The sequence below is a fragment of the Rhizobium sp. RAF56 genome, assembly GCF_052113965.1.
GTDB lineage: Bacteria > Pseudomonadota > Alphaproteobacteria > Rhizobiales > Rhizobiaceae > Rhizobium.
Map to the genome: position 1 here is coordinate 23,171 of NZ_JBFRDU010000007.1, position 15,091 is coordinate 38,261.

15 protein-coding genes and 1 riboswitch are annotated in these 15,091 nt (G+C 62.7%); of the genes, 10 read left to right on the plus strand and 5 right to left on the minus strand.

The genetic code is table 11. The features are described 5' to 3' along the window. Nucleotides 1-239: 239 nt before the first annotated feature. Together AB4048_RS07565 and AB4048_RS07570 are read right to left on the minus strand one after the other, a co-directional pair. The gene (locus AB4048_RS07565) at nt 240-992 is read right to left on the minus strand and encodes a crotonase/enoyl-CoA hydratase family protein (protein ID WP_442201317.1); all 753 of its coding nucleotides are present in this window, start codon (nt 990-992) and stop codon (nt 240-242) included. Nucleotides 993-1,002: 10 nt separating this feature from the next. Beyond that, a complete protein-coding gene (locus AB4048_RS07570) occupies nt 1,003-2,781 on the minus strand; it encodes an acyl-CoA dehydrogenase (protein WP_442201318.1) in 1,779 nt (592 codons plus the stop codon). A 224-nt stretch (nt 2,782-3,005) separates the two neighbouring features. Here AB4048_RS07570 and AB4048_RS07575 point away from each other — a divergent pair, with 224 nt between their 5' ends. Then, complete coding sequence (locus tag AB4048_RS07575) at nt 3,006-4,004, plus strand: transporter (RefSeq protein WP_442201319.1); 999 nt, start codon at nt 3,006-3,008, stop codon at nt 4,002-4,004. Nucleotides 4,005-4,068: 64 nt separating this feature from the next. On the opposite strand, the gene AB4048_RS07580 is transcribed toward AB4048_RS07575, so the two are convergent. Continuing rightward, nucleotides 4,069-4,629 (minus strand): BA14K family protein, encoded by a 561-nt coding sequence (locus AB4048_RS07580; RefSeq protein ID WP_442201320.1) that lies wholly within the window; start codon nt 4,627-4,629, stop codon nt 4,069-4,071. A 158-nt stretch (nt 4,630-4,787) separates the two neighbouring features. Here AB4048_RS07580 and AB4048_RS07585 point away from each other — a divergent pair, with 158 nt between their 5' ends. Both AB4048_RS07585 and AB4048_RS07590 read left to right on the plus strand, forming a co-directional pair. Further along, a complete protein-coding gene (locus AB4048_RS07585; RefSeq protein ID WP_442201321.1) occupies nt 4,788-5,792 on the plus strand; it encodes a glycoside hydrolase family 25 protein in 1,005 nt (334 codons plus the stop codon). Nucleotides 5,793-5,874: 82 nt separating this feature from the next. Next, a complete protein-coding gene (locus tag AB4048_RS07590) occupies nt 5,875-6,177 on the plus strand; it encodes a helix-turn-helix domain-containing protein (protein WP_442201322.1) in 303 nt (100 codons plus the stop codon). An 8-nt stretch (nt 6,178-6,185) separates the two neighbouring features. On the opposite strand, the gene AB4048_RS07595 is transcribed toward AB4048_RS07590, so the two are convergent. Together AB4048_RS07595 and AB4048_RS07600 are read right to left on the minus strand one after the other, a co-directional pair. Next, entirely contained in the window at nt 6,186-7,265 is a 1,080-nt protein-coding gene (locus tag AB4048_RS07595; protein ID WP_442201481.1) for a 2Fe-2S iron-sulfur cluster-binding protein, read from the minus strand. Between the two features lie 8 nt (nt 7,266-7,273). Continuing rightward, nucleotides 7,274-8,518: an aromatic ring-hydroxylating oxygenase subunit alpha gene (locus AB4048_RS07600; protein ID WP_442201323.1), complete on the minus strand. Its 1,245-nt coding sequence runs from the start codon at nt 8,516-8,518 to the stop codon at nt 7,274-7,276. Nucleotides 8,519-8,615: 97 nt separating this feature from the next. Next, a riboswitch (cobalamin riboswitch) is annotated at nt 8,616-8,815 on the minus strand. Between the two features lie 309 nt (nt 8,816-9,124). Here AB4048_RS07600 and AB4048_RS07605 point away from each other — a divergent pair. From AB4048_RS07605 to AB4048_RS07635, 7 genes are all read left to right on the plus strand, one after another. Further along, nucleotides 9,125-9,736 carry a DUF6656 family protein gene (locus AB4048_RS07605; RefSeq protein ID WP_442201324.1) on the plus strand — a complete coding sequence of 204 codons (612 nt, stop codon included), beginning with the start codon at nt 9,125-9,127 and terminating at the stop codon, nt 9,734-9,736. Between the two features lie 94 nt (nt 9,737-9,830). Beyond that, entirely contained in the window at nt 9,831-10,805 is a 975-nt protein-coding gene (locus AB4048_RS07610) for an L-threonylcarbamoyladenylate synthase (RefSeq protein ID WP_442201325.1), read from the plus strand. Between the two features lie 128 nt (nt 10,806-10,933). After that, nucleotides 10,934-11,296, plus strand: coding sequence for an ArsR/SmtB family transcription factor (locus tag AB4048_RS07615; RefSeq protein ID WP_442201326.1), 363 nt, complete (start codon nt 10,934-10,936; stop codon nt 11,294-11,296). Continuing rightward, nucleotides 11,293-11,712 (plus strand): SRPBCC family protein, encoded by a 420-nt coding sequence (locus AB4048_RS07620; RefSeq protein ID WP_442201327.1) that lies wholly within the window; start codon nt 11,293-11,295, stop codon nt 11,710-11,712. Before AB4048_RS07615 ends, AB4048_RS07620 begins: the two co-directional genes overlap by 4 nt. Before the next feature lie 35 nt (nt 11,713-11,747). After that, nucleotides 11,748-12,395 carry a glutathione S-transferase family protein gene (locus AB4048_RS07625; protein ID WP_442201328.1) on the plus strand — a complete coding sequence of 216 codons (648 nt, stop codon included), beginning with the start codon at nt 11,748-11,750 and terminating at the stop codon, nt 12,393-12,395. Between the two features lie 420 nt (nt 12,396-12,815). Continuing rightward, a complete protein-coding gene (locus AB4048_RS07630; RefSeq protein WP_442201329.1) occupies nt 12,816-14,243 on the plus strand; it encodes an FAD-binding oxidoreductase in 1,428 nt (475 codons plus the stop codon). A 119-nt stretch (nt 14,244-14,362) separates the two neighbouring features. Then, complete coding sequence (locus AB4048_RS07635; protein WP_442201482.1) at nt 14,363-15,067, plus strand: LssY C-terminal domain-containing protein; 705 nt, start codon at nt 14,363-14,365, stop codon at nt 15,065-15,067. Nucleotides 15,068-15,091: the final 24 nt, after the last annotated feature.

Genomic DNA, 15,091 nt, shown 5'->3' on the forward strand with positions numbered 1-15,091 from the left:
AAAACGCCGGACGTGTCGCTTGGCGTTGCAACGCCGTGGGATCAAAATTGGGAAGAGCGCATCATGCGCATACGCTACGCGGCAGACCACCGTCAGCTCCCTTATGGCGGAGCGCGGTTAAAACAGCTTTAAAAAATACTGCGATGAGAAGCGTCGAAATCGATGGTTTCGCCGCTCTCCCTTACCGAAGCGGGCGAAGGGCGGGGGCGCCCCGTGCGGGTAGCGCGGGGAGCATGGTTTCAGCGCCGCATGAAGGCCTCGAACGCCGTGCGGGCCTCTACGCTTTTCAGCTGCGTTGCGAAATGGCCGGCTTCCCTGGCGATGCGGCCGAGAATCTCCTCTTGCGAGCCGCGCATGAGATCGCGCGCGATCTTCAACGCCTCCGGCGGCTTGGCGGCGAGCTTTGCAGCAAGCGCCAGCGTTTCGGCCTCCACTTCGGCCGGCGTGGTAACACGCCAGATCAGTCCGGCCTCCCTCGCCTCCTCGGCGCTGAAGGCTTCGCCGGCAGCCAATAGCGCGAAGGCGCGCTGATGGCCCATGATACGGGGTGCGATCAGGGTAGAGGCTGCTTCCGGCACGAGCGCCAGATCGACAAAGGGCGTCTTGAACACGCTGCGGTCCGAGGCGATCGTCAGGTCGCAGTGCATGTGGATCGTCGTGCCGATGCCGATCGCAAGACCGTCAACGCCGGAAACCAGCGGCTTCCGCGCGGTTGCAAGCGCCTGCAGGAAATCCAGCACTTCCGCGCCGAGGCTGCCGCCCATCGCGAAAGCGAGAAAATCAGCCATGTCGTTGCCGGCCGAGAAGCAACCCTCCGTGCCGAGGAAGGCGCTGACCCGGATCGACGGATCGTCATTGGCGGTCTTCAACGCCTCGGTCATGCGCGCATACATTACTCGCGTAATGGCATTCTTCTTTGCCGGCCGGTTGAAGCGGATGACCTGCACGTGCGGGGCGGCATCGGGCCGTTCGATCAGGATGTCGTCAGTCACTCTATTCTCCTCAAGCAAGTGCGGAACGCGCGGCTTTGAGGCTCTCCGCGCCCTTGACGACGCGGTCGGCCAGAGCGGCGGATTCGGCAAGCATGTTTTCCGCCGCGAAGCGGCAAAGCGCGATACGTTTGTCCGTCGCGCCATCCGCCACCGGCGCGAGCGCCCCCTTGGCGAGGTAGGCGCCGGTCAGCGTCAAGCCGAACAGCCGCTGGTAGGGCGTGGCGCCGGCGAGCGCCTCGGCCATATGACCCGCCGCCTGCTCGGCCAGCAGCCATTCGGTTGCGGTTTCGAGATGGCCAAGCGCTTCCGTCAGCCGATCGGCCGTTTCGCCGAAACCGTCGCTGTTCGACGCCCGCGTGGCCTCAGCAATCGCCTTCAGCTCAGCAATAAAGCCGCGAACATGCGCGCCATTCGAAAGCGGCAGCTTGCGGGTGACGAGGTCGATCGCCTGCACGCCGTTCGTGCCTTCGTAGATCGGCGCGATCCGGGCGTCGCGCAGCAGGCGCGCGGCCCCCGTCTCCTCGATGAAGCCCATGCCGCCGTGCACCTGGATACCGAGCGAGGCGACATCGACGCCGGCGTCGGTCGGAAAGGATTTGGCAATCGGCGTGAGCAGCGCGGCGCGCTCCTGCCAATGCTCGCGGTCGCCGCTTGCGCGATGCGACATGTCGATGGCGTGCGCACAGGAATAGGCAATCGCGCGCGCCCCTTGGGTCAGCGCCTTCATCGTCAGAAGCATTCGGGCGATATCCGGATGCTCGATGATCGGGCTCATGCCGGAGCCGGTCGCGCCGGGGGCACGGCCCTGCGTGCGCTCGTTGGCGTACTGGATCGCCTTTTGGGTTGCGGCCTCGCAGATGCCGACGCCCTGGATACCGACGGCAAGGCGGGCATTGTTCATCATTGTGAACATGCAGGCCAGCCCCTTGTTCTCCTCACCGATCAGCCAGGCGACCGCGCCCTTTTCGTCGCCGAAGCGGCCGTCGCCGTAGATCATCGTGCAGGTCGGCGAGCCGTGGATGCCGAGCTTGTGTTCGAGCGAGTGGCAGAAAAGGTCGTTGCGCGCGCCGAGGCTGCCGTCGGTATTCACAAGGTATTTCGGAACCAGAAAGAGCGAAATGCCGCGCGTACCCGACGGCGCGTCGGAAAGGCGCGCGAGGACCATATGGACGATGTTTTCCGAGGCTTCGTGTTCGCCCCAGGTGATGAAGATCTTCTGGCCGAAGATGCGATAGCTGCCGTCGTCGCGGCGTTCGGCGCGGGTCTTCAACGCGCCGAGGTCAGTGCCGGCATGCGGTTCGGTCAGGTTCATCGTGCCCGACCACTCGCCGGATACAAGCTTGTGGAGATAGAGGTCCTTGATCTCGTCGGTCGCGTGTTTGTCGAGCGCTTCGATCGTTCCCATCGTAAGCGTCGGCGCGAGCCCGAAGGCCATGGCGCCCGAGTTCCACATTTCGAGCGTCGCCACGTTCAGCATATGCGGCAGGTTCTGGCCGCCATAGGCTTCGGGCGCCGTCAATCCGTTCCAGCCGCCGGCGGTGAGGCTGCGGTAAAGCTCTTCCCAGCCGTCGGGAAGGATGACCTTGCCATTTTCGAGACGCGCGCCCTGCCGGTCGCCGACTTCAGCGACCGGCGCCACCTCCTCGGTGGCGAAGCGGCCGGCCTCGGACAGGATGGCGTCGACGAGATCCTCGCTAAGGTCGCCCAAGACCCCCTGCCCGATCGCCTCTCCCATCCCCGCGACGTGCTTGAGAGTGAACGCGATTTCGTCAACCGGCGCCTTGTACATCGTGCAGTTCCTCCGCATTGCTCTCGCCCAGCTCCCTAAAGCGCGAGACGATTTTTGAGGGATAATTATTTGATTTTTACGTAAACGTCAATTTCTTCATCGGTGATTTCGACGACCGACGAAGGGCCAGACCAGGTAAATATGTCGCATCCCCGCATCATCCTGTAACGCAACTGTCATAGTTTACGACTATGGCAACTCTCTTGCCTACTGGACGAACGACCATGAACCAGGTGTCTGCCGCCGCCACAATACCGGGCTTCGTCTGGGCGTATCGTTTTCGCCCGGGCGCGAACAAGCCTGAGCCGCTTTCGCCCACCGATCGGGCGGAACTTGCCCGTGACGACGGCTTCATCTGGTTGCATCTCAACCTCGTGGACGCCCGCGTCGCGGCTTTTCTCGAGGCTTTTCCCGGTCTCACCGACGAGGCGCGCGGCGCGCTCATCACCCATGATACGCATGCGACCATCACCGTCGACGAGAACATGGTATTCGGGACGCTGGTCGACTGCCAGCGCGAATTCGATCGCGACACGATGGACCTCGGCTGGCTGCATTTCGCCATCAGCGACCGCATCATCATTACCACCTGGCTGCAGCCGCTGCGCAGCGTCGACCGCGCGCGCGGGGCGGTCGAGAAAAACTGTTCGAAGATCGAAACCCCGCTCGATATCTTCGAATTGCTGGTAATCGAATTCCAGCGCACGCTGATTTCGCTGGTCATCGAGATGACGGAGGAGATGAACCTCATCGAGGACTTCGTCTACGACAACGCGCCGCGCGACGAGCGGCGGCGCTTGCCGCCCGTGCGCCGCACGATCGTGCGCGTGCACCGGCATCTTCGCACGCTGCTGTCGTTGATGCGCCGGGCTGCCGCATCCGAGGAAGAGGAGATGCCGTTCGGCTTCGAGGAAGTGGCAAGCCGGCTGACCGGCCGCCTCGAATCGGTCGACCACGACATCTACGCCCTGCAGGAGCGTGCGAGGCTGCTGCACGAGGAAATCGATTCCAAGCTTTCCTCGCAGATCAACCGTCACCTTTACCTGCTGTCGATCATGACCGCCTTCCTGCTGCCGCCGACGCTTGTCACCGGCTTTTTCGGCATGAATACCTCAGGCCTGCCCTTTGCAAGCGGCAGCACCGGCACCGGCTATGCGATCGCGCTAATCATCTTGTCGGTCGCCGCCGCCTGGTGGCTGCTGAGGCGCGTAGACATCCTCTGAGGCCCAAACGTAAATCGCCCGCCGGACGGCGGGCGAAAGGATTAGGTCATCCCTCGTACGCTGATCAATAATAGGGCGACAGGCACTCACGGCGCGGGCCGTAGTTCGGCTGGAAGGTGTTGTCGTAGCCGCGATAGGACCGGTAGCGGCTGGCGCACCACTCGTAGTGTCGCGGGTTGATTCCGGCTTGGGCGGGTGCCGCGTAGTAGCGTGGCTGGCTGGCAATTGCGCCGCCGATCAGGGCGCCGGCACCGAAGGCGGCCAGCGGATACCAATAGTTGTCATAGTAGCGATAGCCGCTGCGATAGTAGGGGTAGCCGCGATAGCCGCGGTAGTATCCGCCGCCGCCGTAGTAGCCGCCGCCGCCGCCGTAGTAGCCGCCGCGACCGTAGTATCCGCCGCCACGATAGTAACCTCCGCCATAGCCGCCGCGATAGTAGCCGCCGCCGCCATAGCCGCGCCACTGGACCTGCTGGAGATCGGGCTGAACGTTCGAAGAGGTCACTTGGCGCTCGGCGACAGTCGGCGCGCTCGGCATCTGCATCGCCTGGGAGGTCGCGACATCTGCGAACGCGACTGTGACCGAAATGCCGATCGTCGCGATCTTCATGCTGAGCTTCCGCATTTATGCCTCCATTCCCTGACTTATCTTGTGTTACAAAAAATGACCGCCCCAGCAGCGGAAAGTTCCTGAGAGGGAAACGCTGCCGGCAGCAAAGCCTTAGACGTTTTAGAGGGTCTCACCTTAACGGGATATTAACCACACCTACCGATGATCGGTCCATGAAGGGATATTGCCGGGTTCGCGCTCTGACATGCTTCCTCCTCCTGACCCTGGCGCTGCCGGGCCTGGCGAAGCGGGTTTCGGCCGGCGAAAGTCCTCCCTGGAACAATCCTGAAAACGCCCTCATCGTCGACGCCTACGAACTCAACGCCGTCGATTGGGATGAGATGCTGACCGACAAGCGGATCGCGGGCTTCATCTCGAAAGCCTCCGACGGGCTGCCCGAAAGCTTCTCCTGCACCGGCGACCACGCCGGCGACACATACGCCCACTGCAAGACCATGTGGCGCAAATACGCGGTCAGCCGCGAACTCTTCCAGACGCGCCGCCTGGTCGCCAAATCCAAGGGGCTCCTATGGGGCGCCTATCACATGGCAAGGCCCGGCAATCCGGTCGACCAGGCAAACCACTTCCTCGACTATGCCAAGCCTTCCCCCGACGAATTGATGGTGATCGACATCGACGGTCTCGATACCAAGCAATTCATGTCGCTGGACGACGCCCAGATCTTCGTCGGCCATATCAAGACGCGCACCGGCCGCTATCCGATCCTCTACACCAACCATACGGTGGCACAGTACATCGCCGACCACCGCGACAACTACAAGGTCCTCTCGCGCCTGCCGCTCTGGTATGCCCGCTACCGCCCCGAAATGGTCGGTACGTTCCCGATGGGCAATTGGGAACGCTATCACCTGTGGCAGTTCTCCTCCGGCACCAATTGTTCCGAACGCGATTGCCCCTATCGCGTGCCGGGCACGCTTGACGACATCGACGTCGACATCGCCATGATGACGAAAGCAGAACTCGCCAAGGTCTGGCCGCAGGGAGCACTCGTTCCGGCGAAACCGGAACCCGAACCGGAACCGATCCTGATCGCGAAAGGCGGCATCTGCACCTCGCCGCAATCGCCCTCGCCGATCAACCTGTCACCAATCCTGACCGCTTCGATTACGCCTCGAGCGCCCGCCGTGATCGACGAACTTAACTATCAGAATTTTTAGACTCGTTCCGAGCGAAACTCCCAGCTGCGTTATTTCACGAACGGGAAGAGTTGTTGCCGGACTAAAAGAAGGCAATCCTAAGATGGCTGATCATGACATCGCGGATGGCATTCTCGATGGCCTGAAGGAAGCCCTCGCCTGGAAGAAGGGCGAACTGGCGCTTGAGACCGTGCACATCGACCCCATGCCCGCTTCGAGAATCAAGGAGATCCGCAAGCGGTATGCGAAATCGACAAAGGAATTCGAAAGGCGCTTCGGTATTCCCGCGTCAACGATGAACAACTGGGAGCAAGGTCGCCGCAAGCCCGACCCGGCCGCCCGCCTCTTGCTCAAGGTCATCGAAGAGACGCCGGAAGCCGTGGAGAAGGCAGCGCGAGCGGCTTGATCGGCGCCTCACGCCTCGATCTGCACGTCGGTTTTCGGGCGCGAGCAGCAGGCGAGCACGTAGCCCTCGTCGATTTCGTCATCGAGAATGCCGCCGTTGTGGGCCATCTCGACCTCGCCGGAGAGCTTCATCACCCGGCATGTGCCGCACAGGCCCGATTCGCAGGCAGCGCCGATGCGCACGCCGGCGCCGCGCGCCGCCTGCAGGATGGTCTGGCCGGGGGCGCAGCTGACGTCCTTGCCGGCCATGGTGAAGCGGATCGAGGTGCGGACTTCGCCTTCCTCGCCTTCGACGGGCGCCGGGGCGAGATCCAGCGAGGCGGGGCGAAAGCTTTCCTGATGGTAGCGGGCCATGTCGAACCCGGCGGCCTCCAGTGTCGTGCGGACGAAATCCATGAAGACGTCGGGGCCGCAGCAGAACACCGTGCGGTCGAGGAAATCATGCGCCAGAAGGCCGATCTTGGCTTTGTCGATCCGGCCTTTCAATCCCGACCACAGTTCCGTGCCGCCGCATTGCTCGACGATGAAGCCGAGGTTGAGGTTGGGCATGAAGCGCGCGAGATATTCGAGTTCGGAGCGAAAGATGATCTCCGAGGGACCACGCGAACAGTTGATGAAGGTGATGTCGGACAGCGGCGCGACGTCGGCCATGTAGCGCGTCATCGACATCATCGGGGTGATGCCGGAGCCCGCCGAGATGAAGAGATATTTCTCGCCGGGATGGCGTATATGGGTGAAGTCGCCAAGCGGCCCGAGCGCGCGGATGCGCACGCCCGGCTTCAGCTTTTCGAACATCCAGCGCGTGCCGACGCTGTCCTTCTGCGCCTTGACCGTCACGGCGATTGAAAACGGCCGCGACGGCGTGGACGACAGCGTGTAGGTGCGCATCACGGGTTCCGGCCCCACGGGCAGCTCCAGCGTGACGAACTGGCCTGGCAGATAGCGAAACCAGTTGTCCTTGTCTGAGCGGAACGTGAAGGTCATCACGTCGGGCGCCTCGGGCGTGGCTGACAGGCATTCGAGGAGCTGATGCCGGTCGCTCCAGGGCTGCATCTGGTCCAGATGCTGGTGGCGGGGCGCAATCGTCATATTGATGCTCATGCGACCACCGAAAGCTTTGCCTGCTCGCCCTGCAGGCGATTGACCATGAAGTTCGAGTACCATTCGACGAACTGCATGACGCCGCCCTCGTGCAGTTCGGAATAGGGACCGGGCTCGTAGGCCGGCGAGCGGATACCGAAGGCGTTTTCCTCGACGATGCGGCGGTCCTGATCGTTGGTTTCGGTCCAGACGTGGGTCAGTTCCTCGAGATCGTAGTCGACGCCCTCGACCGCATCCTTGTGCACCAGCCATTTGGTCGTGACCGCCGTCTCCTCGGCGCTGATCGGCAGCACGCGGAAGGAGATCGCGTGATCGCCGAGCATGTGGTTCCAGGTGGAGGGGTAGTGGAAAAGCAGCATCGTGCCGATGTTGTCGATGGTCACGTCGGACGACAGCGGCCGCCTCACGGCGTTGCGGCCCGACATCGTGTAGCTCTCGACGCCCTCGATCAGCGGCATGCGCGCCGTGCGGTACTGGCCGTCGGCGGAAAGCTGGAACGTGCTCGGCAGGCCGGCTGCCTCGCAACGGTCCCAGTGCGAGACGATCACCGGATCGCTCATTGCCCCCTGCACGCCGCTGACGGTCGGAGCTTCCGGGAAGGTGCGGCAGAGTTCAGGGTGATTGGCGCTGCAGTGGTAGCATTCGCGATTGTTTTCCCAGACGAGCTTCCAGTTGCCCTTCTCGATGATCGTGCTCTGGAAGGCGATCTTCGCCTCCCCCAGGCGATGTGGCGCGATGTAGGGCGTGATGGCGTCGCGAACCGGTGCGAAATCTGGCGCGGTCTTGGCCAGACAGATGAAAATGTAACCGCCGACGCTCTCGCAATGCACCGGCTTCAGGCCGAACTGGCTCTTGTCGAAATCCTCGGCCATCTGGCGCGCGAAAAGCAGAGACCCGTCGAGTTCGTAGGTCCACTGGTGGTAGGGGCAGACGAGCTTTGCCGAAGAGCCGCGCTCGGTGTTGCAGACACGTGAACCGCGGTGACGGCAACTGTTGTGGAAGGCGCGGATGACGTTGTCGCGGCCACGCACGATAACGACGGGATAGTCGCCGATCTGGACGGTGAAGTAGTTGCCGGCGCGCGGAACTTCGCAGTCATGGCCGATGAACAGCCAGTCGCGATAGTAGATCATCTCCATGTCGAGCTTGAAATAGTCGGGCGACGTGTAGAAAGCCTGCTCCAGGCTGAACCCTTCGCGACGGTTCTTCAATTGCCGCAAAACGTTGGTGCGGATGTCCATTTTTCAGCTATCCTCGCATAGTGGGCGGCACGACGGAGGATAGGAGCCGCCGGTCACGGACCGACACCCTTTTGCCTCCAGCCGCCCGCCGCGGCCAGTTCGAAATCGTCTCAAGGCTGGTTTCCGGGCTCTGGAGCGGTTCGATCCTCGAACCCCATGACGCCTTCCCAAGCTTGCGCCCAGTGGCTGTATTGCCATGACCTCTCCACCACCGTTGCGGGGGCAGCGCCGGATTTCGACCGACTTCCCAATTATCCGCCGTCCCTATCCAGCGGCACCTCAGGATGAAGGAATATAATCATCGTGCCGTGTCGCGCCTTGTTCACAAAGCGACATCGGCATCCGCATTGACGACGGCGGCCAAATCAAGGCGAATTATTCTCTATCCAATTGATATCGTGCATTTTTATCACCAGGCAGATATGTAGAAGCTATTACCCTCGTCGGCCCCCTGGCGCGTATGTCCGTCGCTATCCCCTATACGACATACATGCGAGCGAGGCGCCTATCGCCGCTTATGGCCGGCGTCCTAACTGCGTTGGCGCAATTAAGCGCCCATTAAGCATGACGCCTTAGTCTCCGAGGCCGATCCCGGAGCGAGCGTCCATGGCAAAACTCAGATACTACGACGCGACCACGCGCTACGTGCCGCAGACATCGCCGACCACTACCGATCACAGCGAGTTTCTGCGCACCGGCCGTATCAGCCGCGCGAAAACCGGCATCGTCACGAATAGCCGCCGTTATCTCAGCTACGAGGACGTGGCCGAGCAGACCGCCGAGCGCCTGCAGGCGGCCGGCGAGCGCACCCACGACAAGCTCAACAGCTTTCACAAATCCATCCAGTTTCCGAAGCTTGTCTTTCACCGCACGCTCGCCGAGACCCCGCACCTCGGCTATTGCCACGTCACGGCGTCCCGCACGCGGTTCGCCCGCTACGAAAATGTCAGCTGGGCATTCTACATCGCCAATTTCTTCGCTGAGATCGGCGAAGAAGGCGACGCCTTCGTCAAGATCGACCCTTGCTACAAGCGGATGTATTTCGCCATCGCCGTTCGCTCCGATCACGATGCGACGGAGAAGAAGCTGACGATCAACCGCAATGTGCGCGGCAACGGCGTGCTCTTCCGCACCCACGACCCGCAGGTCGCGATCCGCAACGTGCTTTTGCTCGGCGCTCGCAGCGAGCAGCTTCGCGACATCATCCGCCAGCTTTGACGGACTTGCTGGGCAGCCCCGCGCCGCCGCGCATTGATCCTGTGCCGCGAAAAGCCTAAGGAAGCGCCGAAGCAAGGACAAAACCGGTCAGGCAATGGCACTACGGATCGACATCAGACAGGACGCCGAAGGCGCAATCCGGCAAGCCGTCGACGTGCTTGCCTCGGCCGAGCCCGTGGCGCTGCCGACGGAGACCGTCTACGGCCTTGCCGCCGACGCGACGGCCGCCGCCGCCATCACCCGCATCTACGAGGCCAAGGGCCGGCCGCGCTTCAACCCTCTGATCTGCCATATGAGCGATCTCGCCATGGCGGAGCGCTACGCCGTTTTCGATCCTGTGTCGCGGCGGCTTGCGGAAGCCTTCTGGCCGGGACCGCTGACGCTCGTGCTGCCGCTGAGGCCCGGGAGCGACATTCATCCGCTCGCAACGGCCGGTCTCGATACCGTCGGCATTCGCGTACCGAAGGGTTTCGCCGGCGATCTCATCCGCGCCTTCGGACGGCCGCTTGCGGCTCCGAGTGCCAACACGTCAGGCAAGATCAGCGCCACCGACGCCGATCATGTGGAAGCGGATCTCGGAAACCGGATCAGGCTGATCCTGGACGCCGGTCCTTCGGATGTCGGCGTGGAATCGACCATCGTCAAGGTCGAGAACGGCGAAATGCGACTGCTGCGCCCCGGCGGGCTTGCGGCCGCCGATATCGAGCGCGTGGCCGGCCAGCGCCTGAAGCGCAAGCGCGCGGCATCCGCCGCGATCGAGGCGCCAGGCATGCTGGCCTCCCATTATGCGCCCGGTGCCTCCGTTCGGCTCGACGCGACGGATGTTGCCGCCGGCGAGGCGCTTATCCGTTTTGGACAGCACCCGGTTGCCGGCGAAAAAGAGGCCGCGATCGTGCTTAACCTCAGCCCCGGCGGCGATCTCTCGGAGGCTGCCGCAAATCTCTTTGCCTTCATGAAGCGCGCGGATGCGAGCGGCGCCGCCAGCATCGCCTTTACCACCATCCCCGACGAGGGGCTCGGCGAGGCCATCAACGATCGCTTGCGCCGCGCCGCGGCACCGCGCTCGTAACCTTTCCATATCGACTGAAATTCCCGTTTCGAGGACGCCATGGGCGCGTCTCGATCGGGGCTTGACGCCCGCGCGATTGAGGACTAGAGAATATAAAACGAAATGGTTAAATATCTGAGGCTCCCTGCATGTCGCCAGCCCTTGAAAGCTTAGGTGAGCAGCAGCTGGACGCGGTGTTTCATGCGCTTTCGGATCCGACACGGCGCAGGATCATGGCGCGGCTGGCGGACGGCGAGGCAACGGTCTCCGAGTTGGCGGAACCGTTTTCGATGTCGTTGCCTGCCGTCTCCAAGCACCTCGTCGTGCTGGAACGGGCGGGGCTGATGCGCCGACGGATCGACGGGCGCACGCATTTCTGTTCGCTGCAGCCCGAGACGCTCAGGGACGCCTCGGCATGGATCGCCTTCTACCAGCAGTTCTGGAAAGAGCGGTTGGGACGTCTTGCCGAATTTCTTGCCGATGACAAGGGCAAGCCGGAGGAGAAAGCATGATACAGCTGAGGCTTAGCGAGATCTTCGATGCGCCGGTCGAGCGCGTTTTTGCCGCCTGGTGCGACGCGCGCCAATTGAGCCAGTGGTTCGCGCCGGGCGAGATGACCACCCCGCAGGCAAGCATCGATCCCCGCCCCGGCGGCCTCTATCGCATCGTCATGCAGCGCAGCGACGGTACGCAGTTCGTCGTCAATGGCGAATATCGCGAGGTCGTGACCAACGAGCGGCTGCGCTTCAGCTGGCAGCATGCGGGCGAGCGCCCGACGGAAGTGCTCATCGTGTTCCGGCCGCTCGACGAGCGCCGCACCGAGCTGACGCTGATCCACAGCGACTTCGACAGCGAGAATGCCCGCGAAGCCCATAACAAGGGCTGGACCGGAGGCCTCGCCAAGCTGCGCCGCTACCTCGAAGTTTAATGATCCCTTGTCAGGTTCCATCAGGAGGAAAGAGCATGAAACTCTATTACAATCCGATGTCCAGCTACTCCCAGAAGGCGATGATCGCCTTCAACGAGAAGGGGATCGAATACGAGCCCGAACTCGTCGACCTGATGTCGCCCGAGGCGCGGGAGGCCTACGAGAAGATCCATCCGCTCGGCAAGGTGCCCCTCTTCAAACCCAGCGACGACTGGAGCGTTCCGGAATCGACCACCATCATCGAATATCTCGACGACAAATTCCCGGACACCCCACGGATGATCCCCGCCGGCGGCGGGGATGCCGCCCGGCAGGTGCGGCTCATGGACCGCATGGCGGATCTCTACCTCAACGACCCGACGCGCGAACTCATGTTCCAGAAGCACGGCTTCAAGCCCGAGAACGAAAACGAGGCGCAGCGTGCCAACCGCTACATTCAAGGCATGTACGAACACTTCGACAAGCGGCTGGCAAACCAGGAATGGGTCTGCGGCACGTTCTCGATGGCCGATTGCGCAACCATCCCGCCGCTCTTCTATGCACAGATGATCGCCCCCTTCAGCGATCGCCCGAACCTTCAACGCTACTGGGAGCGGGCGCAAAAGCGGCCGTCCTACGCAAAGGTCATGAAGGAGTTCCTGCCGATCTGGGAAGGCTTTACGGTTCGCACCGCGGCGCAATAGCGGCGTCGCCCAAACGTCCGCAGCACTGCCCCCTCACCCTAACCCTCTCCCCGCTCGGCGGTGGAGAGGGCAGACTGCTGACAAACTCTAACGGCTTACCAGGACTGCGCCGCTATCCGCCGTCTCCCCGGACCCGATCCGGGGTACAGCGCGCGCAAGTCCTTGCGCGCAAAAGACTCTTTCGCGCCGCCGACGCGGCGCGGCTGGATCCCGGCTCAAGGCCGGGAAGACGGAGAAACGGACGCGATCGCAAAAAGGACTGCTTTGGCAGCAAACTGATCTCTCCCCGCCAGGTGGGGAGAAGGTGCCGGCAGGCGGATGAGGGGCCAGCGCGCAACCGCCCAGCAACGGGCTTGACAATCCAGCCTGTTTCCCATGCTTTCCCTTCTCGATCCGCGCCGACAGGGAAAGCATCCGACCATGACCCAGACCGTCTCTCCTGCCCTTCTCGACCGTTTCGCATCCATCGTAGGTGAAGGGCATGTGCTTCGGGCGGCGGCCGACATTGCGCCGCACCTCGTCGAAAATCGCGGCCTCTACCATGGCGCCTCGCCGATGGTGCTGAAGCCCGGTTCCGTTGCCGAAGTCTCGGCCATTCTGAAGCTTGCGTCCGAGACCGGCACGGCAATCGTCCCCCAGACCGGCAATACCGGCCTTGTCGGCGGCCAGACGCCGCGTGAGGGCAGTGCGGACATTCTCGTCTCGCTGGAGCGCATGACGAGGATCCGCGACGTCGATCCGGTCGGCAACACCATGGTGGTCGATGCCGGCTGCATCCTTGCCGAGGTGCAGAAGGCGGCCGAGGAGCATGGCCGCATGTTTCCCCTGTCGCTCGGCTCGGAGGGCTCCTGCCGCATCGGCGGCAACCTTTCCACCAATGCCGGCGGGACCGCCGTGCTTGCATATGGCAACATGCGCCAGCTCTGCCTGGGGCTCGAAGTGGTGCTGCCGACCGGGGAGATATGGGACGGGCTGAGGCGGCTGAAGAAGGACAACACCGGCTATGACCTGCGCGACCTCTTCATCGGCGCCGAAGGCACGCTCGGCATCATCACCGGCGCGGTGCTGAAACTCTTTCCGCAACCGCTGGGCCACCAGGTGGCCTTCGCCGGCATAGCCTCGGTCGAGGATGCGCTCACGCTCTTCAAGGACGCGTCGAGCCGCTGCGGTCCGGCGCTGACCGGCTTCGAGCTGATGCCGCGCATCGGCGTCGAATTTACGAGCCGCCACATTCCCGGCGTGCGCGATCCGCTTTCCTCGCCGCATCCCTGGTATGTGCTGATCGACATCTCGACCTCCGATTCCGCCGAGACCGCCGGGCGGATGATGACGGCGCTGCTCGAACAGGGCTATGAGGCCGGGCTCATAAAGGATGCGACGGTCGCGGCATCCGAGGCGCAGCAGAAGGCGCTGTGGCATATGCGCGAAAGCATGTCGGACGCGCAGAAGCCGGAGGGTGGGTCGATCAAACACGATGTTTCCGTGCCGGTGGCCTCCATTCCCGCCTTCATGCACGAGGCGGAGAATGCGATCATGGCCGCCCTGCCCGGCGCCCGCATCTGCGCCTTCGGCCACATGGGCGACGGCAACATCCACTACAACATTTCCCAGCCGGTCGGCGCCGACAAGGCCGCCTTCATCGCCCGCTGGCGGGAGATGAACAAGATCGTCCACGGACTTGTCTTGCAGCACGGCGGCTCGATATCGGCCGAGCATGGCATTGGCCAGCTGAAGCGCGACGAACTGGCGTCGATCAGGCCGCAGATCGAGATGGACCTGATGCGGCGGATCAAGCGGGCGTTCGATCCGGCGGGGGTGATGAATCCTGGAAAAGTGGTCGCCGTTTAGGGCTATTCCAGGAAAAGTCGGACGCTTGGCCGTGATGCCCAGTGCTCAAATTCGCGATGTCTCCGCTGCATGTTCAAGCGTATGATCGCCTTGCGATTTCCAAGGTGGGGCCAATGATGATGCGTCATCGCACGAAGACCCGGATAGCGACCAGCGCCGTCTTGGTCTCGCTGTTCATCTATTTGCTGGTTGCCTATTTCGTCATTCCCGAGATTTGGATTTTTCATGATGCCGGCCGCGTTGCGAAGATCGGCAGCATGGTCACGACAACCGAGCAGGATATTCCGGGCGACCCGATCAATGTCGGTCTTGTCGGTTCCAAGGAAGAAGTGATCCGCGCGTTCGCTGCAGCCGGATGGGATCCCGCCGACAAGATTACCCTGCGGTCATCCATCGATATCGGATTGAGCGTGGTGCTTGATCGGCCAGACCTCGACGCGCCGGTCAGTCCGCTGCTTTTTGAGGGCAGGAAGCAGGATCTGGCCTTCGAAAAGCCCGTCGGAAAAAGCGCCGACGAACGCAACCACGTCCGTTTCTGGTTGACGAAGCAGACCGGCCCGGACGACCGCCCGCTTTGGCTCGGTTCGGCAAGCTTCGATCGTGGTGTCGGTTTCAGCCACGACACCGGGCAAATTACCCATCACATCGGCCCGGATGTCGACGCCGAGCGAGACCTGATCATTGCGGATCTGCTGAAGTCCGGACAGCTTTCTTCGAGCTATGAGATCGAGGGCATCGGAGCGACCAAAACCGGCCGCAATGGCGGCGGCGATCCCTATTTCACCGACGGAAAGGCCATGATCGGCGTGCTTAAGGCCCGATAGTCGAGTGACCAAAGTGGCCGGCCG

What these genes read in the sequence shown, in the direction of transcription:
- AB4048_RS07595 (WP_442201481.1), bottom strand. Translation starts at nt 7,265, where the DNA reads ATGACGATTGCGCCCCGCCACCAGCATCTGGACCAGATGCAGCCCTGG.
- AB4048_RS07600 (WP_442201323.1), bottom strand. Translation starts at nt 8,518, where the DNA reads ATGGACATCCGCACCAACGTTTTGCGGCAATTGAAGAACCGTCGCGAA.
- AB4048_RS07620 (WP_442201327.1), top strand. Translation starts at nt 11,293, where the DNA reads ATGATACAGCTGAGGCTTAGCGAGATCTTCGATGCGCCGGTCGAGCGC.
- AB4048_RS07610 (WP_442201325.1), top strand. Translation starts at nt 9,831, where the DNA reads ATGGCACTACGGATCGACATCAGACAGGACGCCGAAGGCGCAATCCGG.
- AB4048_RS07590 (WP_442201322.1), top strand. Translation starts at nt 5,875, where the DNA reads ATGGCTGATCATGACATCGCGGATGGCATTCTCGATGGCCTGAAGGAA.
- AB4048_RS07585 (WP_442201321.1), top strand. Translation starts at nt 4,788, where the DNA reads ATGAAGGGATATTGCCGGGTTCGCGCTCTGACATGCTTCCTCCTCCTG.
- AB4048_RS07605 (WP_442201324.1), top strand. Translation starts at nt 9,125, where the DNA reads ATGGCAAAACTCAGATACTACGACGCGACCACGCGCTACGTGCCGCAG.
- AB4048_RS07625 (WP_442201328.1), top strand. Translation starts at nt 11,748, where the DNA reads ATGAAACTCTATTACAATCCGATGTCCAGCTACTCCCAGAAGGCGATG.
- AB4048_RS07570 (WP_442201318.1), bottom strand. Translation starts at nt 2,781, where the DNA reads ATGTACAAGGCGCCGGTTGACGAAATCGCGTTCACTCTCAAGCACGTC.
- AB4048_RS07615 (WP_442201326.1), top strand. Translation starts at nt 10,934, where the DNA reads ATGTCGCCAGCCCTTGAAAGCTTAGGTGAGCAGCAGCTGGACGCGGTG.
- AB4048_RS07580 (WP_442201320.1), bottom strand. Translation starts at nt 4,629, where the DNA reads ATGCGGAAGCTCAGCATGAAGATCGCGACGATCGGCATTTCGGTCACA.
- AB4048_RS07635 (WP_442201482.1), top strand. Translation starts at nt 14,363, where the DNA reads ATGCGTCATCGCACGAAGACCCGGATAGCGACCAGCGCCGTCTTGGTC.
- AB4048_RS07630 (WP_442201329.1), top strand. Translation starts at nt 12,816, where the DNA reads ATGACCCAGACCGTCTCTCCTGCCCTTCTCGACCGTTTCGCATCCATC.
- AB4048_RS07575 (WP_442201319.1), top strand. Translation starts at nt 3,006, where the DNA reads ATGAACCAGGTGTCTGCCGCCGCCACAATACCGGGCTTCGTCTGGGCG.